Raw genomic sequence first — 25,467 nt, 5'->3', positions numbered from 1 at the left:
AGAAAGGGGGCAGGCAGCATTGCATCTAAAAGCCATTTTTCTCGATTTTTACGGAACTTTGGTTCATGAGGATGACGAGATTATTCCAGGCATTTGCGAAAAAATCAGTTTTCATTCCCCACAGCCCGTTCCGGTAAAGGTAATCGGGGACCACTGGTGGCAGCAGTTCTTTGAGAGATTCAGCAGCAGCTACGGTACGGATTTCAAACCGCAGCGTGAGCTTGAGCTCGAGGCTTTGCGGGCAACGATTGCACATTTTAAGTCCGACTGTAATGCAGATGAAATTGTGCAGCCGCAATTTCAACATTGGATGAAGCCCGGAATTTATGAGGACACGCTCCCGTTTTTGCGGGAGTTTGAGTATCTGCCGATGTACATTTTATCCAATATTGACACATCTGATATTAAGGCTGCCATGACATTTCATGATCTGAAATTCACTGGCGTCATGACAAGCGAGGATGTACGTGCTTATAAGCCAAGACCGGAGCTGTTTGAGACTGCACTAGAGAAATATGGACTTGCACCAGAGGAAGCGATTCATATTGGTGATTCGCTTCGCAGCGATATTGAAGGCGCAGGGGCGCTCGGCATACAAACCATTTGGCTGAACCGGCTGAATAAGCAATGCCCGGAGTCGAATCGGCCAAATTTTATTTGCAAGGATTTGAATGAAGCGAGAGAAGTTATTTACAGTAGGCTGGAGACCGGCAGCGATGTTGTCTAAACGAGGCTTATTGTACTAACTTTGCCATGCTGAACCGGTTGTTTCTAAATTATTAGTTGAACGTATGATTTACGAGTAGGGCCGCCATGTGAAAGGTTCTTCCGATCGCTGTTTGTTCCCGGATTTCTTGAATGAAGGATAAATAAGGGACCGCCGTATTGCCAAAACAGAGCAAATTACGCTATAGTAGAACTAACTTCATATGGAGTACGGGTGCTGGATGAAGTCTGGCTGAGATAGAAACCTTATGTTTCTGACCGTTAATCTGAACCAGGTAATGCTGGCGTAGAGAACGTATCGAATTGAAACCATTCGTCTATTCTCGAATGGTTTTTTTTATTGGAATCCGAACTGCAGGCGAATAACCCGCCAGCTCAAATACCGGATTTCACTGCGAAACGTGAGCTTCGCTGCCGATGCGCGGCGGAGCCGTTTACGCTTAGCAAGGCGCCGGTTTTCAAGGAGGAAAAACAGCACCATGATGGATGAGAAAATCGCGCAACTCCAGCGCCAGGCAGAGGCAAGAACAGATGAGCTAGTTAGCTTGCTGTCGGAACTGGTCGCATTTCCGACAGTCAGCCCTCCAGCCCGCAATACGATGGCTGCACAGCAATTTGTGAAGAAGCACCTTGAAGGGTGCGGATTTGAGGCCGAGCTGTGGGAGGTTTTCCCTGGTGATCCGAATGTTACGGCAATCAAAAAGGGCATAGCAGGCGGAGAGTATTGCAGTTTGCTGTTGAATGGTCATATGGATGTAGCGGAAGTCGGCGATGACCGGGAATGGAAGTCTGATCCGTTCAAGCTAAAGGTGCAGGATGGACGGCTGTATGGACGCGGAACCGCAGATATGAAAGGCGGTGTGGCTGCACTCCTGTTCGCGCTGCAATTGCTGGAAGAGGCCGGTGCGGAGCTTAAAGGGGATGTGCTGTTCCAATCAGTTATCGGCGAGGAAGCGGGCGAAGCAGGCACTCTGTCATGCACGGAACGGGGATGCGATGCCGACTTCGCCGTTGTTGCAGATACAAGTGCGATGCAAATTCAAGGACAGGGCGGTGTCATTACCGGTTGGGTGACGATACAAAGCCCGGTCACTCACCATGACGGCGTGCGGCACAGAATGATTCATGCCGGAGGCGGACTTCATGGAGCTAGTGCCATTGAGAAAATGGCAAAGCTGATTGCGGCGCTGCAGGAGCTTGAGCGTCATTGGGCCGTGACGAAGTCGTACCCGGGATTTCCGCCAGGCATGAGCACGATTAACCCGGCAGTTATTGAAGGCGGGCGGCATGCGGCATTTATTGCGGACCGCTGCTCCCTGTGGATTACGGTTCATTTTTATCCGGATGAGGATTTTGAAGCTGTGACAGCCGAGATTGAGGAGCACCTGCTCAGGGCGGCAGCGGCAGATCCTTGGCTGCGTGATAACCCGCCCTCATTCCGCTGGGGCGGACGTTCGATGCTGGAGGAGCGGGGTGAGATATTTCCTTCCCTGGAGCTGGATACCGAGCATGAAGGAGTCAAGGCACTGTCGGCTGCGCATGCCGGATTGCTGGGTGAAGCGCCCCGGACGGGCATGAGCCCTACGGTGACAGACGCGGGTTGGCTGGGAAGAGCCGGGATACCAACCGTCCTCTATGGACCAGGGGAACTGGATAAGGCGCATGCGGTGGATGAGAGTCTGGATATGCAGGAACTTGTCAATTATACGAAGGTCATGATCGGATTTATTGCGGACTGGTGCAATCGTCCGAAACCGTCAAAAGCAGGAAAGCAGATGCATGCGGTAATTCAGTCGGCACAAATATAGAGAGAGTATGAAAAAAGAAGGGTGGAACTGCTCATCATGGAACGTTTTAGTGAGAGATTATACCGTTCGGTAGCTGATGTATGGGGAAAGTGTCATGCGCATCCGTTTTTGACCGGGTTGCGGGACGGAACGCTGGATCAGGAATGCTTTGTCTATTATATGAAACAGGATTACGTCTATCTGATCGACTACGCCAAAATGTTTGCCTATGGCAGCCTGAAGGCGCGCGATTTGGAGACGATATCGAAGTTTGCGGAGCTGCTGCATTCCACACTGAATGTAGAGATGGGGCTGCATCGTGAGTATGCGGAGCGCTTTGGTATTTCTCGTGAAGAGCTGGAGGCGACGACCGCTGCTCCGACTACAGTAGCCTACACCAAATATATGTTGGATACCGCAGCAAGCGGATCGCTGGCAGAGGTCGTTGCAGCGCTTCTGCCTTGCATGTGGAGCTACCGGGAAATAGGGTCCGCGTTTGCCCGCTATCCGGGCAGTCTGGATCATCCTTTGTATAAGGAATGGATTCTGATGTACAGCTCAGAGGAATTCGGACAGTTGACGGATTGGACAGTTGCACTGATGGACCGATTGGCGGAGGGGCTGCCGGAGCGTGAGCTTGCCAAGCTGGAGGAGCATTTTGTTATTACGTCCAAGTTTGAATATTTGTTCTGGGATATGGCATATCGTCAGGAGACGTGGCCGCTTTGAACGAAATTCGAACAAATAAAGCGACGCCGGCACTTTCAGTTCGGGGCTTGAGTTATTCCTTCCCGGAAGGGCCCGTATTATTTGAAAAGCTGGACTTCAGCATCCGGGCGGGAGAATTCGTCGCGTTGCTGGCCCCGAGCGGGGCAGGGAAGACGACATTGTTCCGACTGCTGGCCGGACTGGTAAAGCCGGCGGCGGGTGAAATTGTATTAGGCGGGCTGTCCGAGTCGAAGGCTCCAAGGAAGAAGAGCCGGATCGGGTATATGCCGCAGCGGGATTGCCTGATGCCGTGGAGAAGCGTACTTGATAATGCCGCGCTTGGCCTGGAGTTGTCGGGTGTATCCAGGCAGGAGGCGCGCAGGCAGGTGCGCGAGTTGCTGCCCTCCTTTGGATTGGAAGGGACGGAAGAGAAGATGCCGCATGAGCTGTCCGGCGGCATGCGGCAGCGCGTATCCTTTCTCCGCTCACTGCTTAGCGGCGGTGATCCGTTGCTGCTGGATGAGCCATTTAGCGCTCTGGATGCAATGACACGTGCGGGGATGCAGGAATGGTTGCTGCAAATATGGGAGCAGCACCGCAAGACGGTTCTTTTTATCACCCATGATGTGGATGAGGCGCTGCTCCTATCCGATCGAGTATTGGTGGCATCGTCGTCCCCGATTTCATCTTTACTGGAATTCGAGGTCGCATTGCCTCGGCCCCGTGATTACAGCGCGGTGCTGGAGCCCTCCTTTATTCAGCTGAAAAGGCAAGTTCTGGAGCAGTTGGGGCGCACACCCGCTACACGGGGAGGCATTGTTTAATGAAGAAGCAGATCAAGACAGTGCTGCCTGTAACTATATTCATCCTGCTGCTGGCAGCCTTGTGGGAGCTTGCTACAACCGTATTTGAGGTACCGCATTTTATCCTTCCACGCTTGTCGGATGTATTTATATCGTTATGGGAAAACCGGACGCTGCTGGGACGCCACTTTGTTCTTACTTTGGGTGAAGCGCTGCTCGGGCTGGCGCTGTCTGTAGCAGTCGGAGTTTCGGTCGCTATATGGATGGAACGGTTCAGCCTTGCCAAACGAACACTGTATCCGTTGATTATGGCTTCACAGACGATTCCGATTATCGCGTTATCTCCAATTATGGTGATGTGGTTCGGGTATGGGATCTGGAGCAAAATATCGGTTGTCATTCTTTTTACTTTTTTCCCGATTGCTGTGAATACATCGGACGGGTTCCGTACGGCCGACCCGGGGATCGGCGAACTTATGAAAACGATGGGAGCGAGCAAACGGGACTTGTTCCTGAAATGGAAGCTTCCGTCCGCACTGCCCGGCTTTTTCACCGGGCTCAAGCTGGCAGCGACAATAAGTGTAGGCGGGGCAGCGCTAGGCGAATGGCTTGGCGGTGAATCCGGCCTTGGCGTCTATACGAAGCGTGCTTCCAACATGCTGCGGGGCGAGGCGGTATTTTCCGGTGTGCTGCTGCTTTCAATTATGGGAATTATACTGTTCCTGACAGTCCGCTGGCTGGAAAGCAGGGTGCTTGCCAAGCGTGCTCCAAGTGATGAAGCAGACAAATAGGTAACGTGAGACAGGTTTTGCTCAGGGAGTCTTACAGGGTAAACAGGGTAATAAGGGTCGCTGCCTAAAATAAGAGTCATTTGAGTGAATTCAGCAATTATGCTGTCTTGTAAATAGAAGAGGGGGAGACATACGATGAAATTTCAATCTTGGATAAAACGTGCCGGACTGGTACTGTCACTGGTGCTGGTGGTGGGCATGATGGCAGGCTGCGGCAAGTCAGAAACACAAACGGGTACCGGAGGTGCAACGGAGCCGGACTCGGCGAAGCAGGAAGAAACAGAGCTTACCGTGTTGCTGGACTGGTATCCGAACGCAGTACATTCCTTCTTGTTCGCAGCTGAAGAACAGGGTTACTTCAAGGAAGCAGGACTCAAGGTCAAGCTTCAAACGCCTGCGGATACCAATGATGCGCTTAAGCTTGTGGCTACCGGCAAAGCAGATCTTGCCATCAGCTACCAAATGCAAGTGGCTATTTCACGCTCCGAGAACATTCCGATTGTATCAGTGGGCTCAATTGTACGCCATCCGCTCAACCAGTTGTTTGTATTGGAATCCTCCGGTGTGAAAACTCCGAAGGACTTGGAGGGCAAGTCTATTGGCTATCCGTCCGTACCGCTCGATGAATCGATAGTGAAGACGATGGTGGAAGGTGATGGCGGGAATGCATCCAAGCTGAACTTTACTGATATCGGATGGGATCTGATCCCGGCGATGACGACCAAGCGTGTCGATGCCATCATTGGCGGCTATGTCAATCATGAGAAGCTGCTTCTGGAAAAAGAAGGCATCAAGCTGTTAGCATTTGAGCCTGCCAAATACGGGGTGCCGGATTACTATGAGCTGGTATTTACAGCAAGTGAAGACGGTGTAAATAACAACAACGCGGCTATCAAGAAGTTCCTTGAAGCAGCTGCCAAAGGCCAGGAATATACCAGGCAGCATCCGCAAGAGGCGCTGCAGACACTGCTGGACAAGCAAAATAGTGATTTCCCGCTTGATCCTGAAATTGAAAAACAGAGCTTGGAAACCCTGTTGCCGCTGATGGATGCCGGCTCCGAAAAATTCGGCAGCCAAACGGCAGAGTCATGGCAGGCCGTTGTAGATTGGTTGAAAAAGCAAGACCAGCTTCGCAACGATGTGGACGTGGAAAAGGCGTTCCGCAATCTGTAGGCTCAGGCCGCGGGTGTGCAGGCAAAGAGTAATAATCCAGCATTTACACCGCTGGAGCTGCGCTTGAATATCCAGGCATGTACATCGTCGTAGCTGCCACAGTGCTGTAATTGTTAGATAGGCATGTAAGGTTTATAGTACGACAGCAGAGGGGTGGCCTCAATGAGCTGCCTCTTTGCATCCCTGTTTAGTTCTCCTGCATGTTTCAATGTTTGAAACTTAATTTTTCGTCCTAAATAATTTATGACATTAATAATTCGTGCAGTTAAAAAAATGGAATTAATTTTATGTTTTTTGTTTTACTTTCGGAAAATGGCGGAGAAATGAAGGGTTCTGGAGAAACGAAGAGTTTGCCTTTAAAGGTCGTTTTCTTACCTTGCAAATTATAATTATAGAAAACGGACTTTAACAGCAATCGGAGGAATCCTTCATTTTGCAGTCTGCTTTGAACCGAAAAATCTGTAAAAGTTTTTTTAATTGTTTTTCATGAATGATGCAACCAATTATTAAAGCCGCTGCCTGTTCACAACAGGAAAAATATACAGCCAACTTAACAGGAAGGAGGCGGCATTCTATGGAAGAGATGCAAATGGACAGCGAGCAAATGAAAGAACGTTATTCCCGGCAGATGCTGTTCCCTCCAATTGGCGAAGCGGGCCAGCGAAAGCTCATGAACAGCTCCGTACTCATAGTAGGCATGGGCGCATTAGGCACGGTGCTTGCAAACCATATGGTGCGGGCCGGGGTTGGGCATATTCGTATGGTTGACCGCGACTATGTCGAGAAGAGCAATCTTCAGCGGCAGATGCTTTACGATGAACAGGATGTTATAAACATGTATCCCAAGGTTATTGCCGCCGAGAAAAAACTCCGCAGCGTCAACTCCATGGTAAACCTTGAAGCCATTGTTGCCGATGTGACGCTCGGGAATATCGATGCCCTGCTGAAAGGTATGGACCTGGTGCTCGACGGCACAGATAATTTCCAGACCCGGTTTTTGCTCAATGATGCGTGCTACAAGGCAGGCATCCCGTTTACGTATGGCGGGGCGGTAAGTTCGCGGGGGATGAGTGCCATATTTGTTCCGGGACGTACGCCATGCCTGCGCTGTTTTATCCAGACTGGAGATTCCGGCGGCGAGACTTGCGATACGATTGGGGTCATTGCTCCCGTCGTCGACATTGTAGCCTCTTACCAGGCGGTCGAGGCCATGAAGCTGCTTGTTGGCGCCGAGGATCATCGTAGAAGCAGTCTCGTTACTTTTGACATTTGGTTTAACCGGTTCTATGAATTGAAGTTTGGAGAGCCGTTGCCGGGCTGTCCCTGCTGTCAATTAAAGCAGTATCCCGCGCTGGAGTGGAAGGAAGGCGAAGCAGCCGTTTCACTGTGCGGGAGGGAGACCGTACAGATTAGAGGGAATGCAGAGCTGGATCTGCCTGTATGGCAGGAGAGGCTGAAGCCCATTGCCAGGGAAGTAACGCTCAATCCATTCCTTCTGCGGGTGGAGCTGCCTGAGGGAGAACGGCTCGTTATGTTTCCGGATGGCCGCGTGCTCGTACAGGGGACGGAGGATATCGTCAGAGCGAAGACACTTTACGCCAGATATATCGGACATTAAATGAAGGAGTGGGGCCAATGAAGGATTTTCGGCTGTATGCAATAACCGGAGAGCAGTTCCATCCGGGCCGTGATCTGATTGAAGTCATGGAGCAGGCTATTCTGGGCGGTGTGGACATCATTCAACTGCGTGACAAGACGGGCAGCCGTGATGAAGTGCTGGCGAAGGCCAAGGCGCTGCGCGAGCTTACGCGCAAGCATGATGTTACCTTTATCGTCAATGATTACATTGATATCGCCATGGAGTCGGATGCGGACGGTGTTCATTTGGGGCAGGGAGATTTGTCTCTTGCGGAAGCGAGGAAAATCGTCGGCAACAAAATTATCGGCATCTCTACCCATGCGATTGAGGAAGCATTGCAGGCTGAAGAACAGGGTGCGGATTATATTGGCGTTGGCCCGGTATTTCCTACCAAAACGAAGGTGGATGTGGTCGACCCTGTAACGGTCAATTATGTGCGCCAGGTCAGTGAGCAGATACGGATTCCGTTTGTCGCGATAGGCGGAATCAAGCTGCACAATGTGGATGAAGTCATTGCTGCGGGAGCAACGCGTATATGTGCGGTCAGCGAGATTGTGGGCAGCAGTCATGTAAAAGAAACTTGCGAGGCATTTCTCCGCAAATTGGAGAGGGGAACTAAAGCATATGGAACTGATCATTAACGGACAGACGCAGGTGATGGAGCAGGCCGAGACGGTTGAGGACGTGATCAGAGAGCTCGGCTTGCTGGGCAAGCCGCTCGTTGCTGAGGCTGACGGAACGGTTTTGACATCCGGGCAGTGGGTATCGACCCGAGTTTCTCCAGGGATGCGGATTGAGCTCGTTCATTTTGTAGGGGGAGGCTGACAGACATGAGTCAGGATAATCTGGTAATCGGCGGCAAGACATTGTCATCCCGAATTTTTATCGGAACGGGATTATTTCCGAATCCGTTCGTGCAGAAGGAAGCGATACGAGCCTCCGGTTCAGAGGTGCTGACCTTCGCAATTCGTCGGATTAATCTGGAGTCAACCGAGGATGATTCGATTTTGCAGCATTTGGAGGAAGGCAGCTATACATTTCTCCCGAATACTTCCGGTGCGCGCACGGCGGAGGAAGCGGTACGGATCGCGCGGCTGGCCCGCGCATCAGGCTTAAGCGACTGGGTCAAGGTCGAAATTAGCGCCAATGAGCGGACACTGCTGCCGGACCCGATCGAAACGCTCAAGGCGACTGAAATTTTGGTTAAGGAAGGATTCACTGTGCTGCCGTATACCTCGGATGACCCGATTCTCTGCAAGCGTCTGGAGGAAGCCGGTGCAGCAGCCGTTATGCCGGGTGCCGCACCGATCGGTACAGGACTTGGCATTCTCAATCCGTATCATATCGGGCTTATTGTAGAGGAAGCGAAGGTTCCAATTATTGTAGATGCAGGGCTTGGCTCGGCCAGTGATGTCGCTCAGGCGATGGAGCTTGGTGTCAGCGGCGTATTGATGAATACTCCGGTTGCAAAAGCGAAGGACCCGGTAATGATGGCCCATGCAATGAGGCTTGCTGTCCAGGCTGGACGGTTGTCTTATTTATCCGGCAGGATCACTAAAAAGAAGTATGCGACCGCTAGCAGCGGCCTGGAGCAGTTTATTGTCAAATAATGTGCAACGCCACTGATGAAAAGAGATGAGACAGCAATGGCAGAAACGATTATCGTCCTGGGCGGAGGCATTATCGGCTTGTCTTGCGCCTTTGAGCTGCAAAGAAGAGGCCATCAGGTCAAGGTATTGGAGACCAGGCAGTGCGGCGGGCAGGCATCTGGCGCTGCCGCGGGCATGCTCGCACCATATTCGGAGAATGTTGAGGGCCCGGATGAGTTTTTCCGGCTCTGCCATGAAAGCTTGCGCCTGTATCCGGCCTGGCAGCAGACGGTTCGTGAAATTTCCGGATGTGATTTCGAATATACGGCTTCCGGCAGCTTGTATGTAGCCAGACATGCGGCAGATTTGCTTGTGCTTGAGGGGAGACTGCTCTGGCAGCGTGAGTACGGTTCATCCGGCAGTCTGGTAGAGGGAGCCGAATTGCAAAAGCTGGAGCCCATGCTCTCGGGCCAAATGCTTGCCGGCCTGTATACGCCAGAGGAGAGCCATGTGTATGCCCCTGATTTTGTGAAGGCGCTGGAGCAAGGCTGCCGCAGGCTGGGCGTGGATATTCACGAGGAATTGGAACAGCTTGAGCTGATGGAATTTGAACAGGAAGTGCTCGTAAAAGCAGCGGACGGGCGGACGTTCCGTTCAGACCGGCTGCTGGTCTGCTCAGGCGCATGGGCACAAGAACTGGCAGAGGTGCTTGACATACGAATTCCTATCTATCCGATCCGGGGACAAATCTGCGCTTACCGGATGGAGGCCCAACAGCCTGTCAGACATATGGTATTCGGACCGCAGGGCTATCTGGTTGCCAAGGCAAACTCGACGGTTGTATGCGGGGCCTCCGAAGATGTTGCCGGATATGATACTTCCGTAACGGAACGGGGAATTGAGCGTCTCAAGAAGTGGAATAAACAGATGTTCCCGCATTTGGAGCATTTGGAGCCGTTTCATCGCTGGGCAGGACTGCGCCCGGCTACCCAGGACGGGCTGCCGCTGATCGGAAAGCTGGCATCCGCAAGAAGGATCGTCATGGCAGCGGGGCATTACCGCAACGGCATATTGCTAAGTCCGGCTACAGCAATGCTGGCAGCAGATATGATTGAGGGAAAAGAGTACCCGGCATTTAATGAAGCGTTTAATCCGGAGCGTTTCGGAAAAGCAGCAAGCTATTATTCATTCTGAGTTAAAGGAAGGGGGCAAAACATGAGTACCGGGCATGGAAATGACAAATTGCCGCGCGCGCTGACCATTGCCGGATCGGACAGTGGGGGCGGAGCCGGCATTCAGGCAGACCTGAAGACCTTTCAGGAACTGGGCGTCTACGGCATGTCTGCCTTGACCGCAATCACAGCTCAAAATACGACGGGCGTTCAGGCGGTCTATCCGCTTAAGCCGGAGGAAGTTGTCCAGCAAATTCGATCGATCGGCAGCGATATTGGCACGGATGCGCTCAAGACAGGTATGCTATTCAGCAGTGAAATTATCCGGGCGATTGCAGGTGAAGTGAAGGCACAGGGCTGGACCAGGCTGGTTGTAGATCCGGTGATGATTGCCAAAGGCGGAGCTGCGCTGCTGCGGGACGATGCTGTGCAGGCGATGAGAGAGGAACTGTTCCCGCTGGCCGAGATCGTGACACCGAATATCCCGGAGGCCGAAGTGCTGACAAGCATGGAGATTCGCAATGCAGAGAGCAAGAGGGAAGCAGCGAAGCGTCTGGCGGATTTCGGAGCGCGGCATGTCATCATCAAGGGAGGTCATGATGAGGGAGCCGAGGCCATTGATCTTTTATATGATGGCCGCAGCTTTACTGAGCTTGCAGGCAGACGGGTCAAGACCGGGCATACGCACGGAACCGGCTGCACGTTCTCGGCTGCACTGGCATCCGGTTTGGCACAGGGGCTTGCGATTAACGCTGCATTACAGCAGGCGAAGGCATTTATCCAGGCTGCCATTGAGGACGGCATCCGTATCGGCTCCGGTCATGGACCGACCAACCATTGGGCATTCCGCAAACGGCTTGCGCTGCAATCCTGATTAAGGCGTAATTTTGATAGGACTGCCGTGTAAAGATTCTTCTGTTCGCTGTTGTTCCAGGGGCTGCAAACTCCTCCCTTCTGCAAACAACGGTACTTGTTGAAGTCTGCTTCGTATGGCATATGTCGCTTGCTCTGGTCAGATGGTAGAATGAAGGAGACATACAGAAAGACAAGGGAGCGATCGAATTGACAGCATTCAATCAGGCAGATGCAGCAGAAGAGGCCCATGCGAAGCTGCTTACGGACTGTTATCGCAAGTGGACAGGAAAGGAATTAATACCGCTTGTTCCCGGACAAAGCATCAAGACGCAGCTGGATAATTCCCCGGGCATTATTTTATCTCATGGACTGCAGTCCGATCCGGTGCTGAACTATGGCAACAAGACGGCGATGCGCTTATGGGAAATGGAGTGGGAACAGTTCACAAGCACGCCGTCACGTCTGACCGCCGAGCCGATGGAGCGGGAGGAGCGGGCGCAGTTTCTGGCTCAGGTTACGGAGCATGGCTACGTTAGCGACTATACGGGTATCCGGATTTCCAGCAGCGGACGGCGCTTTTATATCAAGAAGGCAACCGTATGGAATTTGGTCGATGATGCGGGCGTGCATTGCGGGCAAGCGGCTGCATTTACGGAATATGAATATATTTAAATAATTGTATTTATATCAGTTGAACAAAAGAAATAAACGTCGATAGCCAGCGATCGAAAGAACCTTTCGCACGGCGGCCCTACGCGACATTTGCTGAACGGGACGGTCCTTAAAGGGCCGTTTCTTTTTTATGTTTATAAAAGGAAATATATGAAATTTGGTTCATGTCAGCTATTATGAAGGTGTATCCAAACTTGAAGGAGGTTTTTTTGATGGGAGAACAACGTGCATATGAAATTGATGCTGTATTTCTGGACAGGGATGGAACGATTGGCGGAACCGGGCATTTTGTTCATCCTAATCAGTTTGCTTTGTATCCTTTTTCTAAAAAGGCGATTCAACTGCTAAAAGAGAACGGCATTAAGATCGTAGCTGTCACGAATCAGCATCGGATTTCGACGGGGGTTGTCAGCAGACAGGACTTTGAAGAGGAGTTCCGTGCGTTTGGCTTTGATGGGTGGTACATATGCCCGCATGCCATGGATGAAGCTTGTGCCTGTAAAAAGCCTCAGCCCGGCATGCTGTTAGAGGCAGCAGAGGACTTGAACCTTGATTTGAAAAGATGTGTATTCATCGGGGATGTCGGTTCTACGGATATGCTTGCAGCAGCGGCAGCGGGATGCCGCAAAGTTCTGGTGAAAACAGGCTGGGGTGCAGACTCCCTTGAAACGTACAGATCCAAGTGGAGTGAGGTTACCCCGGACCATATTGCAGAAAATGTGCTGGATGCTGTTCAATGGGTGCTGAACGAACCCTCTTTTCAACGTAAAACGACTGTTCAATGATAGAAGACGAGTTTCTGCCCCTCCAACCTGCAGCCAAGCAATTGGCACGCTTGATGCGGCTAATCGTGTGAAAATTGTAACATATAATCAGAGAAATACAGCCAGAACTCATCTATAATTAAAACATATGAAACCGGGTGCAAAACGGGCTTGTTGGGGGCAGGGGTATGAAAAGCATGGCAAATACAGGTGATGTACCGCTAGTAAAGCATCAAAGAGTGCGCCGGGGGCTGTATGCTCTAATGCTGCTTTTCACCATTATGTTTATCTTTTATGTCACCTACATGAATTTTGTGCATGATCCTCAGGCAGAGCAGTTTTTAAGCCATAAGACGGATTTGAAGCGTGAACTGCACACATCTGTGTGGCTCAAAGTGATGTATGTGCATGTTATTTTTGCATGTCTGGCAATGATTGCGGGCGGTCTGAATTTTGCCGGAAGAATACAGCGAAACCGGACTTTCCACAAAATACTCGGTTACCTGTATGTAACCAGTGTTGCGATTACGGATTTAACCTCGGGTTATATGGCTCCTTACTCAACCGGGGGAAAGATCAACAGCATTGCCTTCAATATGGTGAATATTCTTTGGCTCGCGATGACAGTCATAGCGGTGATCAAAATAAAAAAGAAGGATGTCTATAAGCACCGGATATGGATGGTACGCAGCTATGCGTTCTGCTTTACGAATATGTTCATTCATTTGTACACCTTTATTTTTCATAAGGGTGTGGGAATAGCCTATACGGACAGCTATACGATCGGTGTGCTGGGGGCTATCTTTACGCTAATCTTGTTGGCTGAACTTGTGATTCGAATCTTTTTCAAGGATAGCGCTAATTTAAAGCCACACCACGCAACAAGCCTCTGACACCTGCATGATGCACGTGTCAGAGGTTTGTTTTATTAGTCCTTGAATCGAAATGAGGATACAATTTGCTGAATGACCGTCTCATCCATCTCGGTTTCAAATATAAAAGCGAAAGATTGCTCCAGCTCGGCGACAGAAAGGAGAAGGTGAAGCTCGTCCTTGCTCCAGTCGGGGTCTTGCATGGCTGCAGGCTTGGTCAAAGTGAGCTTGATCAGGTAAGGACGGATAAATAGATTTTCTATCTTGGGAGGCTCCAGTACTTTCATAGCCTTGACCTCTGCATGATTTTGCCCGTAGCTTGCCGGGTTATCGGATGTATCGGATACATACCAGTCGAGAATGAGAGAGCGTCCGATAACTTGCCTTCTCTGCTTAAAGACGAGCTCATGGACCTCTTTGTCCGTTTCAACGGACCATTCTTCCGGAACATAATAACTATAACAGGCTTCTTCGACCTTTTTAAATCCTTCCATAGCCTGTACATCCAGTGGCGCCTGTTTCATTCGCAGTTCAGAATAGCAGGCGGGGGCTTCTAACGAGTCATCGTCACGGGAAGATACCGGGGGAGGTGGTGGAGATACTGCAGCCCCCTGTGGAAAGCCCACCGGCCCAAGATGATTTTGAGGCGTCTCATCGGGCATGGACTGTTGAGTACCCTTGGAGGCTTTGCTGCCCTTCAATATAAAATCATCCTGCTGGGCGCAGCCAGTGGCAAGTGCAATGAGCAGGAGACAAATCACAATAGGTCTGATCATGGGTTTCATCCTTTACTGGATTGTTAGATAGAGTAGAACCACCAGACAAATTCCTCATACCAGCATAAATTTAAGTGCAGGAATAGTAAAGTAAATGAGGGCATTTCCGTAAAAATAACTATATTTAACGATTAAATACCTATGATATAATGTCGAATAGTGGAAAAATTACTCGTTCGGGGAGGGAGGGTCATAAGTGAATGTTATGAGGACGATCGGGAAGTATCTTGCTTCCTGCAAGCTGTTAAGCAGCCTGTTCTTATTCAGTATTATCATTGAGGTTGCTTATGCAGTGGCTGCGCCTCTCAGCCTGAAATACCTTATAGATGAAGCTTTTACCCCGAGGAACCTGCAAGCCTTTATTCTGATTCTGGGCATTTTGCTTGCCGGGGGGCTGATCAGTATTGTAGCGGGAGCGGGCGGAGATTATTCACTTGGCAGAGTGAGCGGCGAGATCATCCGCAGGCTGAGAACGGATTTGTTTTATCATTTGCAAAAGCAGTCGCTGCCCTTCTTTGAGCGATACCGGATTGGTGATTTGGTGACACGCTTTGGGGCGGATATGGGATCGATTGAACGGGCGATTCGTGTTGGAAGCCCTTACTTGATCAAGGAGGGACTCAGTCTTTTGCTGGGGTTGTCCATGCTGTTTGCCCTCGAATGGAAATTGACCCTCGTAATGGCAGCAGGTTCTGTCCTGATGTTTGCCCTGCCGAAGCTGCTTCAACGCCGTGCAGAGGCAGACAATGTGAACTATAAGGAAGCACAGGAACGCTTCACCAATACAATCGATGAGGTTGTCAAAGGGCATAAGACGATTAGAGGGCTGCATCAGCAGTCCCGCTTTCGTGAGCGTGCACAGCTGCAAATCCGGGAATTGTTTGCCTCCGGGTTGAAGCTCCATATGACGGGCGCTCTGATGGAGCGGCTGCCGCTTACAGCTTTGATGATTCTGAACGGGGTTATGATCGGCTTTGGCGGCTATTTGATTTTCACGGACGGGATGAGCGTCGGCAGTTTTGTCGCCTTCTTTACGCTATTCATGACCGTCGGCCAATCCGTATCCAGTCTGTCCTTCCTGGTTCCCGGCCTGATTGAGTCGGCCATCAGCTTCCGCCGTATCGGGGAGATCATGCAGGAGCAACCGGATGTGCCAGAGGCAAAACAGCCTGTTAGAATTCCGCCCGGCCTGCCTGATATCCGTATGGATGAGGTGACCTTCGGGTACACAGCAGGCAACGATCAGCTAAAACAGGTCAGCCTGTCGGTTGCAGCCGGAAGCTATGAAGCTTTCGTCGGTCCGAGCGGTTCAGGCAAAAGTACGGCTCTTCAACTGCTGGCCCGCTTCTATGATCCGCAGCAAGGAACTGTATCCATTAACGGAACGGATCTGCGGCAAGTAGAGGAGGCTTCATTGAGAAGTCAAACTGTGCTCGTTGCCCAGGATACATTCCTGTTCAATACAACGATTCGGGAGAACCTGCTGCTGGACAGGGCTGAGACGATAACGGAAGCAGAAATGACCGAAGCCGCACGGCAAGCCCAAATCCATGATGTCATTGCATCCTGGCCGGGAGGTTATGATACACCGGTTCATCATGAAGGAGGCTCCATGTCCGGTGGTGAACGGCAAAGGATTGCTATTGCCCGTGCTCTGCTAAGGAAGCCCGGACTGCTGCTGCTGGATGAGGTCACGTCCGCTTTGGACCCTGCCTCTGAGGCTGATATTAATAAGTTAATCGCACAGATGCGCGGCAGGCAGACCGTGATTTCGGTTACGCATCGTCTCGCCTCGGTTGTTCATGCTGACCGTATTCATGTGTTTGAGTCGGGACGAATTGTGGAATCCGGTACACATCAGGAGCTATTGGCGTTTCGCGGCCTGTATTTTAGCCTGTGGCAGAAACAGCACGGCTTCCAATTGTCCGAGGACGGGCTTCATGCCACGGTGGAAATTGAACGCTTGGCGCAGATGCCGTTCTTCGAAGGGCTGGATCGCCCGGTGCTTAAAGAAATCTCTGCGCTGTTCTCGACGGAAACATGCCATGCGGGAGATGCTGTTGTAATTGAAGGGGAGGAAGGCAGCAAGTTCTACATCATCGTTCGCGGCAAATTTGAGGTTATGAAGCAAATTCCAGGCCAAGGGCAGCAGCGGGTAGCGGTACTGCAGGATGGCGATCATTTCGGCGAAATTGCCTTGCTTCGGAATATTCCCCGTACCGCAACGGTCAAGGCGATGGGGCATTCGATACTTTTATCGGTCAGACGTGATGCCTTTCACCAATTGACGGCCCGGTACCCGCAATTATTAAAGATGCTGGAGCAGTCGCTGGCCAAGCGGCTATGAGCCGCGGGCAGCAAAGAGTGAGGAGGTTCAGATGAAAACGACCTGCAAGCGGTGCGTCACAGATGAAGAGTTTGCGGCTGTGAGCCATTTTTTTATCAAAAACAGACGTGATCTTCATCCGGCATATACGACCATGGATATGGTCGCGCTGCTGTATTCCTTTATTACGGAGGGGAATCTCGTATGTATCGCGAATGACGATGGGCGAGTGCTTGGAGCTTCAGCCTACCACATAGGTACACAGGAGCGGAATTTTGAGGATCAAGAGGTTGCGTTTGTCAGTATGGCCATCATGGACCGGGCAGGCAGGGGCACCCGCCTGTTCGTAAAGGGACTTATTTTTCTGGTTAATCTGATTGAAGAACATCATCCGGAGGTCGAAGAGATCCGGTTTGCCGGCTTACAGGATAATCAATATATATGCAACTTATATGCCAAGTTTATGAACAAAAGCCATAGCCGTGAGGGGGTGATCGGCGAGGAAGTGGTCTTCTCCGAAAAAATAAGCAAGCTGAAGGCAGACTTGAAGAGGTTCCAGCGTGTTTAGGGCAGAAAATACGGATCAGGTCATTGAAGGGCAACAGCATCTTGCAGCGATGAATGAAAGGAGGGCGTATGCACATGATTACACCAAGAGCGTGGTTAGACAAAAGTTCGAAAAAAGAAAACGGATTCGGAAACATTGTTCAGATTCAAGATTCCTTGCGTGCGGCTATTAGCTAATGGAGTTTATGTTTCGTCCATGTGAGCTGGAGATGGATGATGAATTGTACATTCAGTTTCTGCTCGAACACCATAACAATCTTAATTTGCCTTACGAATTTGCTGTCAAATTAAGCTTTCTGAGCAGTCCGCTCATTGCCGGAAAGGCCATGCTGATCCTTAGAGAGGAGCCTTATGAAGTGGTCGGGGCGGCTGGCTTCGTCTTTGGCACAGGGCCGAATCAATATGAAGATAAGCATGTATGCCAGATCGAGACTGTCTTTATCCGACAGGAGTACCGGGGAACTACATTGTTTTTGCAGGGAATGCGGGCGCTTGCAGGTCTGATGAAGCAGGAAAACCCGGCCGTAAGCCAAGTGCAGTTCTGGGCTCCCGCCGAGATTCCAGAGCTTGAAAGGCTTTTCACGAAATTCACTGCACTGCCTGGTGCGTCCCGCTCCATCGTCAATGGGCTGGCATTGTATCAGGCTCCGTTCGCCCAACTGGAAGCCAGCTTGCTAAGGACCTGATGAGCAGGCAGTTGCAGGCCCGTTCTCCTTCTTCGCCAATAAACTTAAAATCCTTTATAGTGGCTCAGACAAGAGAGATGTCCGATAGTCCATTATAAAGGATTTTTTTGATTACGGCCTTCTGGAAATCATGTTATCGAGAAAAAACTTCTGGCTCTGCTCCCATGGCTCGGTGCCCTTCTCAATGACCGCATAGCCGTCAAATATGTGTACATTGGCAAGCAGTCTCGAACTGCCTACTGCTTCCACAAGCTCAAATACAAGCTGTGTCAGAGCCGTCTCATTCCGCCAGATGGACGTTTCTTGTTGAAAAGGTGCGGTATGCGCCCAATTCCAGTCCTCAATAATGTATAAGCCCCCTGGACGCAGGAAAGGGAAAAGCGCCTCAAAGCTATGCTTGGTCGGCGTATACAGATGGGAGGCATCATCAAATACGAGATCAATCCCGTCCTGCAGCACCTCGCTACAAATCCGCTCCAGCTCCGCCTTATCTCCCTGATCCGTATTCCAGTAGGCCGCGATTGTCCGATCCGTGCTGTTCTCCGCAAGATATCTTCTGAAGTAATCGTTCTCCTTGTTGAAGTCGATATCAATTCCGATCAGCTTATCCGGCTTGAATATTTCATTCCATAGCGCCATGCTTCCGCCGCCAAACATGCCGATTTCAACAATGTTACGCGGGTGAAAGGAAGGGCGGCTTGTGAAAAAGCGGGCATAACTGTCCATAATTTCTTTATTTTTAATCAGCGGAAAGCATTCGGAGCCAAGCTCCCAGCTTAGATCGTCCTTGTTGTATTCAAGCCTGAATACCCGATCATGGATGACAAGCCGGTCCGAACCCCATTGCAGGTTCTTAAAATTCATCTCCAGTCGCTCCTCGATTTACGGATTTTTGGCAATAACCCCGTTGCCCCGGTAGCTCCATTTGCGGTTGAAGATTGTCTCGCTTTGTACCCAGTATTGATGAATTGCCTGATCCCTTTCCGGGTTCGGGTAATACTCATGGATGACGGTGCTCGCCGGACAGAACAAGACCCGATAACCGCAATAATTGGCATTGAAGCAGTAATCAGTTTCTTCAAAATAATGGAAATATTGCTCATCAAGCAGGCCGATTGTGTCCAGAAGCTGCCTCTTGAGCAGAAAGCAGGCTCCATTGATAGCCATGCATTCTCTCACTTCCTCCAGAAGCCCTGGTTTGTTGGGCAGCATGAAATAAGGTGCGCTCCAATCCCAGTTGGTCCCGACGCCTACGAGCTGGTTGGCGCTATTTATGAGCTTGGGCGCGACAATAGCGTTTTTCTCGTCTGACCACAGAAGCTCATGAAGAGGAGTCAGCCAGCCATCGGTTACGAATACATCCGGGTTCATTACAGCGATTGTTTCGCTGGTTCCTTGCCGGATGCCGCGGTTCACTGCGCGGGCATAGCCTGCATTAATATCGTTCTCTATCAATTCCACATGAGGGAGCTTCTTGAGAAGGTTAACGGTATCGTCTGTACTGCCGTTATCGACGACGATAATCTGGTAACTGGAGGGCGTATGCGTGTCGATTGCGTCGATACACTTCTCGATATATGGGGCGGAATTATAAGTGACAATGATGAGATCGGTATTCACTTTTCACCCCCCTTTACATGAACGATTCAGTCCATCTTCTCCAAGTTATGATAGGCGGTGGCAATGCGTTAGGGACAAGAGACTATTTATATGGAAAATGATGCTCGGAACCACGAAACAGGCAAATACCACTGTTCCGTGACAAATTCTGGAGAATACAATGGCGAGCAGATGACAAATGGAGTGTGGGGATAAATGTCACTAACCGTGATTACGCCGGTGTTGAACGAGGAGACCTTTTTGCCGCTATATCTGGAGAGCGTAACTTCATATGCGGATGAGGTTATTATTGTAGACGGGGGAAGTACAGACAATTCGATTTCGATTATTGAATCGTATGCCGCACGATTTAATGTCCGACTGTTCCGCAACAAGCAGGGAACGGCCTACTCCGATGAATGGAATGAATCCGAAGTCAGGAACTTTATGGTTGATGAAGCACAAGGAGACTGGATAGCCAATATTGATGCAGACGAAATATTTGATGATGCCTGGAAGACGATTATGCCTCATAGAATGGCGTCAACCAAAGCTGATGTGTTCCTGTTCCCGATCATTAACTTCTGGAAGGACCCTTGGAACGTACGGGTTAATACGGCCAATGATGAGCGATGGTCCAACGACATTGTCCGAATGTGGAGGAATGGAAAAGGAATTCGTTACCGGGATCAAAAGCATCACTGTACGCTTCGGGGGCAGGCGGGGGATGTATGGACGCTGCCTGCGGAGAAAGTGGATGTTCCGATCTATCACTACCACTATGCCCTCGGCAAACGATTCAAGTTCAATGACAACCGCCGTGGTGACGTAAACCTATACAATAACACAGGCGATCCTGACTGGACGTACCGGCATGAGGAGTATCAAATCAGAACTGTTCCTTTTGCGGGCCGGCATCCTCAGGTAATCAGCAGCTATCTGGGCCTGTAACCACAACAATACGGAGTGGAAAGGCGGATGAATGTGTATACAAAAGAACAGCGAAGGCTGCTTAGGATGCTAAGCGGGATCGTAAAGTGGAAGAAGGGGAAAAAGAGAGCGCAATTGCAGAAAAAGAGACTGCTTCGCAAAATCGAATATTGGGAGAAAACAAGAAAAGCCCCAACGACAAAGAAAGCAATGGCTCTTGCCCAAAAATCACCCGAATCAGTATTGCAGCCTTCATCCGCTTTAGTAATGGGACAGGATAGCAGCTTGGAGCCTGCTCCTAGTGTAAAAGCGCAAGTAGAGAGTTTGGAGGCCTTGCACCGGGAACAGCTTTCCTGTCTTGGACCTGGCCTTGACCTGTTCCGGTTTCCGATTATAGATTGGCATTACAGATGGCAAAGGCCACAGCAGTTATGCCGCCAATTTGCGCAAAACGGCATGCGAGTATTTTATTTTTGTATCGAAACGACAGCGGTCAACGACCGGAGCGCAAGCTTTCAGGATATTACGAAGAAAATAAAGATTGATAACGTTGAACCTAATGTGTGGCTGATCAAGCTGTGCTCGTATTCCAAGCTAAATGCCTACCAGGACTCCTTGAAGCATCCGTTGGACAAAAAGTTTATGAAATGGTCATTGGAAGCCTTAAAGCAAAAATTCGGCATCCGGCATACGGTATCCATCGTAGATTTGCCTTTTTGGTCCACGCTTGTTTTTGAGCTGAAGCAGAACAAAATCATCTATGATTGCATGGACGAACATGCCGGATTTTCCAATACGTCTTCTGAGCTTCTCGCGCTTGAGCCGAACTTGCTGAGCAAATCAGATGCTGTTGTAACCTCCTCAGAGTATCTTTACAAAAAAGCCCGATTATTAAATTCGTCGGCCTATCTCATACAAAATGCAGGGGAATTTGAGCATTTCTCTGTTAATCCGAAAGAACCTCCTGCTGAGCTGTTGGATATCAAAGGACCGGTTATTGGTTACATCGGGGCAATCGCAGACTGGTTTGACATGAAGCTTGTCTATGAATTGGCTGTCCGCAACCGGGATTGGAATTTTGTGCTCATCGGTAATACGTATTACAGCGATACGTCAAAGGTAGAACAGCTGGCAAATGTCTATTTATTGGGTGAGAAGCCGTATACAGAGCTTCCCAAGTATCTTCATCTGTTTCATGTATGCCTGATTCCGTTTGTCATTAATCCGCTTACGCTGGCGACCAATCCGGTCAAGGTGTATGAATATTTAGCCGCAGGCAAACCGGTCGTGTCCACCGAGCTGCCGGAATTGCTCAGTATGCGCGAGTATGTCCGGCTTGCCCAGGGAACCTCACAGTTTGAGAGTGCGATCCGGCAGGCTCTTCGGGAAAAGGACCCCGTCCTGATGGAGAAGCGCCGGCTGTTTGCCGCTGAAAATACGTGGACGAAGCGTTATCAAGCTTTTGAAGCTTTAATTTCTGAGAGACTGTATCCGAAAGTCAGTATTACAATCGTCACTCATAACAATTGGGAAATGACCCAAAGATGCATTCAAAGCCTTCTTAGCAACTGTGATTATCCGAGGATTGAGATCATTATTGTGGATAACGGTTCTTCGGATGAAACCCCGACAGAGCTAATGAAATTACAGAAATCGGGTATGAAAGTGATTTTGCTGCCAGAAAACACCGGCTTTGCAGCAGCCAATACGATTGGGATCACGAATGCAACAGGGGAATACATGGTCCTGCTTAATAATGACACGATCGTTCCTAAAGGGTGGATTCCAAAAATGTTGCGCCCATTCCTGATAGACCCCGAGATTGGGGCGGTCGGGCCGATGTCCAATCATGTAGGAAATGATCAGAAGCTTGATTTCTTTGTCGGGGATTCCAAGCGTGGTGCGAATGAGCAGTGGCTCGAAGAGTTCTATGGGCTTTACGAGGAGCGGTTCCGGTATACAGATTTACTTGGATTTTTCTGTGTCGCGATTAAAAAAGATGTGTTCTCACGTATTGGCCATCTGGACAAAAACTACGGTATCGGCATGTTCGAGGATGATGATTACTGCCTGAGAATGCTCGATGCAGGCTTTCGCCTTGCGATTGCTGAGGATGCTTTTATCTACCATCATGGGAGTGCCACCTTCAGACAGTGGGAGGAAGATAAATATAGTGCTTTGTTCAAGGAGAACAGGGCGTACTTCGAGGCCAAATGGAGACGGCAATGGAAGCAGCCGAAGATGCCCCTGTCCCTGTTTGTTAATGTCATCGACAGCAGCAAAGTTGCAGAACTGGTATCAGACAGCGGAAAACGCCCGGTGCTTGTGAATTGTCCGACCGATTGGGGACATCCGAAGGCAGAATGGCAACTCCGGCTGCTGGAGCATTGCAATGACCAGACCATTGTTATTGCCTGCATTGGATCTTACCTGGATGAGCCGGTGTACGGAATCCGGAAGATAGGCCCGGGACTTTATTTTACAAGCAGCAAGCAGTTGGTCGAGAAAATTAAGTTCACTCATGTCTACACCTATACAGATAAAAGGGCAGAGGTGTTGTAATGGTGAAGAAAGCGGACTACACGAAGGCGGCATCCAGGAAGGCATATCAGGCAATCTATGACATTGAAGAGCCTTTGGTGACGATTTGTATCCCGACTTATAACCGTGCGGATACGCTGCACAGCCGCAGTCTGAAATCGGCTGTGGATCAAACCTACGGCAATCTTGAGATTATTGTAGTTGGAGACTGTTGTACGGATCATACGGAAACTGTAGTGCAGAGTTTTAATGATCCGAGAATACGCTTTGAAAATTTACCGGTTAGAGGCGACTATCCGGATGAGCCCTTTAAACGCTGGCAGGTTGCCGGCAGCATTCCCACTAATCAGGCGCTGCAATTGGCAACCGGCCATTATATCACCCATCTTGATGATGACGATGAATTTACGCCGGATCGGATAGAGAAGCTCGTAGCATTCGCCAAGAAAACGAGAGCTGATTTGATTTACCACCCTTTTTATTTCCCGATCGGGCCGGACTGGTGGGTCGTCAATGATGCAGAGACACTCATATGCGCCAAAGTGACAACCTCCTCGATGTTTTATCATCACTGGCTGAAATGCATACCCTGGGACCCGCAATCCTATCTCCTTGACGAGCCGGGCGATTGGAATAAGGTCCGGCGAATGCTTGAGCTTGGGGTGACAACGGCACGTTACCCTGATCCGCTTACCTACAAGCATTAAGGAGAAGTGATCAACCGTGGATGAAATTCCGTTTCTGAAGCCATTAATTGTGCCCAAGGAAGCATTTCAGGATTATATGGAACAGATTGATAACTCCAGAATCTATAGCAATAACGGCCCGTTGAACCAAAGACTCGAGAAACAAATTATGGAGCAGTACTTCTCCAATGATGGAGATGCTGTGACCGTCAATAATGCTACAACCGGCTTGATGCTGGCCATTGCCCATACGAAGCGCCAGGGGAAATATGCAATTATGCCCAGCTTTACGTTTCCCGCTACACCGCTGAGCGCCTTGTGGTGCGGGCTGGAGCCGTACTACATCGATATCAACCCGGACACCTGGTGTATGGATGAAGAACGGCTGAAAGAAGCGTTGGAAAAGCTGGGCGATAAGGCGGCAGTGGTTGTGCCTTATGCGGCATTCGGAGTCCCGATGAGGCTGGATTTTTATGAAGTTTTGCTCCAAAGGCAAATTCCCGTTGTCATTGATGCAGCCTCAAGCTTCGGCTCCACAGAGGAGATTCAGTTCGGTCAGGGGTTTAGGGGGGCGGTTGTGTTCAGCTTCCATGCAACGAAATCATTCGGGATTGGGGAAGGGGGACTGATCTACAGCGGGGACAGCGGGCTAATAAAAAGGCTGCGGCGGGCATCTAATTTTGGCTTTGACAGTGGTAGGGAATCCCGGAATTTCGGCCTTAATGGTAAAATATCCGAATATACCGCTGCAATCGGATTGGCGACGCTGGAGGTATTTCGAGAGAAAATCGCCATTCGAACACAAATTGCAAGTTGGTACAGGGATGCGCTGGCAAAATACCGGCTTCTTGAATCTGGTTGGAAGAGCCAATGCAGTGAACATAAAATTGCGTATCAATTTTATCCCTTGCTATGTCCGTCAGGCAAGACTAACACTTATTTTGTACAGAAGCTGGAGGCTGCCGGCATTCAGGTCCGAACGTATTTCTCTCCGCCCTGCCATCGCCAGGAATTGTTCCGTCATCATTCGCATACGGGGCTCTCAGTGACAGATGAAGTCAGCCAACGTATGCTGAGCTTGCCAGTGTGGGAAGATATTCGCAGAGAACAGATTCAGAGAATCGTCAGGTGTCTGTCCGATGGATAAAGAGAAGCTGGTCATATGGGGCTGCGGCGGCATGGGGAGAGAAATTCGCTATCTATGTGAAGAATTGGGACGGGAGGTTGTAGGCTTTCTCGACGAACGCCCTGAGGAGTGCGGACAAATCGTCGATGGCATTCCCGTTCTTGTCGATCTGGGCGATATGGATCTGCGCCAGCAGGAAATTGCGGTCGTCTGTGCGGGAGTCGGAGATCCTGCATTAAAAAGGAAGTTTGTCCAGAAAACAAGGGAGTACGGTATGCGCCTCGCTGGTCCGTTAATTCATCCGTCTGTCCGTCTGCCTCCCGGTTCCCGGCTTGGTATCGGCGCTATTGTATGTGCCGGGAGTGTCATTAGCATTAATGTGCGCATTGAAGATTTTGTTATTATTAATACGAATGTCACGGTAGCCCATGACACATCTATCGCTGCGTATGCAACGATTTCTCCCGGGGTTAACATTAGCGGCAATGTCAGCGTGGGGGAAGGTGTCTTTATCGGGACCGGATCAGCCATTCGTGAAAAAGTATCAATCGGTGGCTGGTCGGTTATTGGGGGCGGATCCTTCGTTAAGGATGATGTACCTAAATGCATGCTGTATGCAGGTGTTCCGGCCGTTATGAAGAAGCCGATACTTGGTAATTTAAAGCCATAAGGAAGCCTC

Annotated in this window: 26 protein-coding genes; 23 read left to right on the top strand and 3 right to left on the bottom strand. The window is 50.2% G+C overall.

Annotated elements, in window-relative coordinates; translation table 11 throughout:
- Nucleotides 1-19: 19 nt before the first annotated feature.
- The 15 genes from H583_RS0106310 (at nt 20) to H583_RS0106235 (ending at nt 13,572) form a co-directional block, all read left to right on the top strand.
- Complete coding sequence (locus tag H583_RS0106310; protein WP_028559728.1) at nt 20-727, top strand: HAD family hydrolase; 708 nt, start codon at nt 20-22, stop codon at nt 725-727.
- Nucleotides 728-1,205: 478 nt separating this feature from the next.
- Nucleotides 1,206-2,534 (top strand): acetylornithine deacetylase, encoded by a 1,329-nt coding sequence (locus H583_RS0106300; RefSeq protein ID WP_154665810.1) that lies wholly within the window; start codon nt 1,206-1,208, stop codon nt 2,532-2,534.
- Between the two features lie 36 nt (nt 2,535-2,570).
- Nucleotides 2,571-3,242, top strand: a complete 672-nt coding sequence (gene tenA, locus H583_RS0106295) for a thiaminase II (RefSeq protein ID WP_028559726.1) — start codon at nt 2,571-2,573, stop codon at nt 3,240-3,242.
- Complete coding sequence (locus H583_RS0106290; RefSeq protein WP_245585856.1) at nt 3,239-4,045, top strand: ABC transporter ATP-binding protein; 807 nt, start codon at nt 3,239-3,241, stop codon at nt 4,043-4,045. The genes tenA and H583_RS0106290 overlap by 4 nt, the downstream gene beginning before the upstream one ends.
- Nucleotides 4,045-4,815, top strand: coding sequence for an ABC transporter permease (locus H583_RS0106285; protein ID WP_028559724.1), 771 nt, complete (start codon nt 4,045-4,047; stop codon nt 4,813-4,815). Before H583_RS0106290 ends, H583_RS0106285 begins: the two co-directional genes overlap by 1 nt.
- A 135-nt stretch (nt 4,816-4,950) precedes the next feature.
- A complete protein-coding gene (locus H583_RS0106280) occupies nt 4,951-5,988 on the top strand; it encodes an ABC transporter substrate-binding protein (protein ID WP_028559723.1) in 1,038 nt (345 codons plus the stop codon).
- 574 nt (nt 5,989-6,562) lie between these two features.
- Nucleotides 6,563-7,606 (top strand): ThiF family adenylyltransferase, encoded by a 1,044-nt coding sequence (locus H583_RS0106275; protein ID WP_245585855.1) that lies wholly within the window; start codon nt 6,563-6,565, stop codon nt 7,604-7,606.
- Nucleotides 7,607-7,623: 17 nt separating this feature from the next.
- Nucleotides 7,624-8,268, top strand: coding sequence for a thiamine phosphate synthase (thiE, locus tag H583_RS0106270; protein ID WP_028559721.1), 645 nt, complete (start codon nt 7,624-7,626; stop codon nt 8,266-8,268).
- Nucleotides 8,252-8,452 carry a sulfur carrier protein ThiS gene (gene thiS / locus H583_RS0106265; RefSeq protein WP_028559720.1) on the top strand — a complete coding sequence of 67 codons (201 nt, stop codon included), beginning with the start codon at nt 8,252-8,254 and terminating at the stop codon, nt 8,450-8,452. The genes thiE and thiS overlap by 17 nt, the downstream gene beginning before the upstream one ends.
- Before the next feature lie 5 nt (nt 8,453-8,457).
- The gene (locus H583_RS0106260; protein ID WP_028559719.1) at nt 8,458-9,237 is read left to right on the top strand and encodes a thiazole synthase; all 780 of its coding nucleotides are present in this window, start codon (nt 8,458-8,460) and stop codon (nt 9,235-9,237) included.
- Between the two features lie 36 nt (nt 9,238-9,273).
- The gene (thiO, locus tag H583_RS0106255; RefSeq protein WP_028559718.1) at nt 9,274-10,410 is read left to right on the top strand and encodes a glycine oxidase ThiO; all 1,137 of its coding nucleotides are present in this window, start codon (nt 9,274-9,276) and stop codon (nt 10,408-10,410) included.
- Between the two features lie 21 nt (nt 10,411-10,431).
- Nucleotides 10,432-11,262, top strand: coding sequence for a bifunctional hydroxymethylpyrimidine kinase/phosphomethylpyrimidine kinase (gene thiD, locus H583_RS0106250; RefSeq protein ID WP_028559717.1), 831 nt, complete (start codon nt 10,432-10,434; stop codon nt 11,260-11,262).
- Nucleotides 11,263-11,450: 188 nt separating this feature from the next.
- Nucleotides 11,451-11,915, top strand: coding sequence for an MEKHLA domain-containing protein (locus H583_RS0106245; protein WP_028559716.1), 465 nt, complete (start codon nt 11,451-11,453; stop codon nt 11,913-11,915).
- A gap of 212 nt (nt 11,916-12,127) precedes the next feature.
- A complete protein-coding gene (locus H583_RS0106240) occupies nt 12,128-12,700 on the top strand; it encodes an HAD-IIIA family hydrolase (protein WP_036708677.1) in 573 nt (190 codons plus the stop codon).
- 167 nt (nt 12,701-12,867) lie between these two features.
- A complete protein-coding gene (locus tag H583_RS0106235) occupies nt 12,868-13,572 on the top strand; it encodes a DUF2306 domain-containing protein (protein ID WP_245585854.1) in 705 nt (234 codons plus the stop codon).
- 35 nt (nt 13,573-13,607) lie between these two features.
- Here the strand turns inward: H583_RS0106235 and H583_RS0106230 are convergent, their stop codons facing one another.
- On the bottom strand, nt 13,608-14,327 hold the full coding sequence (locus tag H583_RS0106230) for a hypothetical protein (RefSeq protein ID WP_028559713.1): 720 nt from the start codon (nt 14,325-14,327) through the stop codon (nt 13,608-13,610).
- 205 nt (nt 14,328-14,532) lie between these two features.
- Here H583_RS0106230 and H583_RS0106225 point away from each other — a divergent pair, with 205 nt between their 5' ends.
- The 3 genes from H583_RS0106225 (at nt 14,533) to H583_RS32095 (ending at nt 17,906) form a co-directional block, all read left to right on the top strand.
- Nucleotides 14,533-16,674: an ABC transporter transmembrane domain-containing protein gene (locus tag H583_RS0106225; RefSeq protein ID WP_036708733.1), complete on the top strand. Its 2,142-nt coding sequence runs from the start codon at nt 14,533-14,535 to the stop codon at nt 16,672-16,674.
- Nucleotides 16,675-16,705: 31 nt separating this feature from the next.
- Nucleotides 16,706-17,221 (top strand): hypothetical protein, encoded by a 516-nt coding sequence (locus tag H583_RS0106220; RefSeq protein WP_028559711.1) that lies wholly within the window; start codon nt 16,706-16,708, stop codon nt 17,219-17,221.
- Nucleotides 17,222-17,396: 175 nt separating this feature from the next.
- Nucleotides 17,397-17,906: a hypothetical protein gene (locus tag H583_RS32095; RefSeq protein WP_051236083.1), complete on the top strand. Its 510-nt coding sequence runs from the start codon at nt 17,397-17,399 to the stop codon at nt 17,904-17,906.
- Between the two features lie 111 nt (nt 17,907-18,017).
- Here the strand turns inward: H583_RS32095 and H583_RS0106205 are convergent, their stop codons facing one another.
- Both H583_RS0106205 and H583_RS0106200 read right to left on the bottom strand, forming a co-directional pair.
- Entirely contained in the window at nt 18,018-18,770 is a 753-nt protein-coding gene (locus H583_RS0106205) for a class I SAM-dependent methyltransferase (protein WP_028559710.1), read from the bottom strand.
- Nucleotides 18,771-18,788: 18 nt separating this feature from the next.
- A complete protein-coding gene (locus tag H583_RS0106200) occupies nt 18,789-19,526 on the bottom strand; it encodes a glycosyltransferase family 2 protein (RefSeq protein ID WP_028559709.1) in 738 nt (245 codons plus the stop codon).
- Between the two features lie 195 nt (nt 19,527-19,721).
- On the opposite strand from H583_RS0106200, the gene H583_RS0106195 reads away from it, so the two are divergent.
- Genes H583_RS0106195 through H583_RS0106175 form a run of 5 tightly spaced genes read left to right on the top strand, consistent with a single transcriptional unit; the run spans nt 19,722 to nt 25,458 of the window.
- Entirely contained in the window at nt 19,722-20,456 is a 735-nt protein-coding gene (locus H583_RS0106195) for a glycosyltransferase (protein ID WP_028559708.1), read from the top strand.
- 27 nt (nt 20,457-20,483) lie between these two features.
- Entirely contained in the window at nt 20,484-22,997 is a 2,514-nt protein-coding gene (locus H583_RS32090; RefSeq protein WP_051236080.1) for a glycosyltransferase, read from the top strand.
- Entirely contained in the window at nt 22,997-23,683 is a 687-nt protein-coding gene (locus H583_RS0106185; protein WP_028559707.1) for a glycosyltransferase family 2 protein, read from the top strand. Before H583_RS32090 ends, H583_RS0106185 begins: the two co-directional genes overlap by 1 nt.
- Nucleotides 23,684-23,699: 16 nt before the next feature.
- Complete coding sequence (locus H583_RS0106180; RefSeq protein WP_028559706.1) at nt 23,700-24,809, top strand: DegT/DnrJ/EryC1/StrS family aminotransferase; 1,110 nt, start codon at nt 23,700-23,702, stop codon at nt 24,807-24,809.
- Complete coding sequence (locus tag H583_RS0106175) at nt 24,802-25,458, top strand: acetyltransferase (RefSeq protein ID WP_028559705.1); 657 nt, start codon at nt 24,802-24,804, stop codon at nt 25,456-25,458. The genes H583_RS0106180 and H583_RS0106175 overlap by 8 nt, the downstream gene beginning before the upstream one ends.
- Nucleotides 25,459-25,467: the final 9 nt, after the last annotated feature.

Source organism: Paenibacillus pinihumi DSM 23905 = JCM 16419, assembly GCF_000422505.1.
GTDB classification, from domain to species: Bacteria; Bacillota; Bacilli; order Paenibacillales; family Paenibacillaceae; genus Paenibacillus_D; species Paenibacillus_D pinihumi.
This window is presented reverse-complemented; position numbering and strand designations above follow the sequence as displayed.